The 1,237-nt window shown below is 66.8% G+C and carries 2 protein-coding genes; both read left to right on the top strand.

Annotated elements, in window-relative coordinates:
- Positions 1-849 (top strand): beta-keto acid cleavage family enzyme (locus AC3FKH_RS34425; RefSeq protein WP_488680155.1); only part of this gene is annotated, 849 nt, incomplete at its 5' end.
- A gap of 23 nt (positions 850-872) precedes the next feature.
- A partial coding sequence (locus AC3FKH_RS34430; protein ID WP_488680157.1) for a carboxymuconolactone decarboxylase family protein occupies positions 873-1,237 on the top strand: 365 nt, incomplete at its 3' end.

The following is a 1,237-nucleotide window of genomic DNA, read 5'->3' on the forward strand; positions in this document are numbered from 1 at the left end:
TGCGCCCTCACGGGCGGGGGCGACACGACCGGAATCAGCCCGCACGTGCCTGTCACGCCGGAGCAGATCGCCAACGAGGCGCTGGCCGCTCGCGCTGCCGGCGCTGCCATCGTGCATATCCATGTCCGGGATCCGCAGACTGGGAAGCCGAGCCGCGAGCTGGCACTCTATCGCGATGTCGTGCGCCGTATTCGGGATACAGGCAGCGACGTGCTGATCAACCTGACGACAGGGGCCGGCGGCCGCTATGTTCCTGACGCTGTCGATCCCAATCGCAACGCGATCGCCGGGATGGCGACGCCCGAGGAGCGCATGGAACATGTGCTCGAGTTGAAGCCCGACATCTGTAGCCTGGACGTTGGAACGCTGAACTTCGGCAGTTATGCCTTCCTGAATCTCCCGGACCATGTGGAGCGTATGGCGAGCGCGATTCGCGAAGCTGGCGTGAAGCCGGAACTGGAGGTGTTCGATCTGGGTCATGCCGCGTTCGCGCGCCACCTGTACGAGCGCGGCCTCTTCGCTGACCCGCCGTGGCTGCAACTTTGTCTGGGCATCCCCTGGGGGGCGCCGGCGACGACTGAGGCGATGCAGGCGCTGAAGCAATTGGTGCCTGCGGGCGGATGCTGGAGCGCCTTCGGGATCTCGCGGCAACAATTCCCCATGGCGGCGCAGGCGGTGCTTCTAGGCGGGCATGTGCGCGTGGGCTTGGAGGACAACCTCTATCTCGCACGTGGGCAACTCGCGCCCGGCAACGCGCCGATGGTGGAGCGCGCTGTGCGGATCATCCGGGAACTCGACGCCGAGGTGGCCTCGCCTGCTCAGGCGCGCGACATTCTCCGAATCGGTTAAGAGCCGCACCAAGGAGCAAGTCCATGCCACGACTCGAGATGCCGCAGGAAGCGGCGATGACCCCGGAGCAAGCGGCAGTCTGCGCCGAGGCGGTGAGCGGTTTGCGCGGCAAGGTGCCGGCGCCGATGATTGCCTGGCTGCGCAATCCAGAGCTCGCACGCCGGGGGCAGAAGCTCGGCGAGCTGCTGCGCTTCCAGACGACCCTGGAGCCACACCTCACCGAGCTCGCGATCCTCGTCTGCGGCCGCCACTGGACCTCGCACCACGAATGGACAGCGCACAAGGCCATGGGCCTCAAGGCGGGCCTGGATCCCGCGGTGATAGCAGCCATCGCGGCCCGCCGCACGCCGGAGTTCAATGACGAGCGGCAGCGTGCAGTCTATGACCT

The organism is Cupriavidus sp. 21MJTG02-4 (assembly GCF_057798975.1).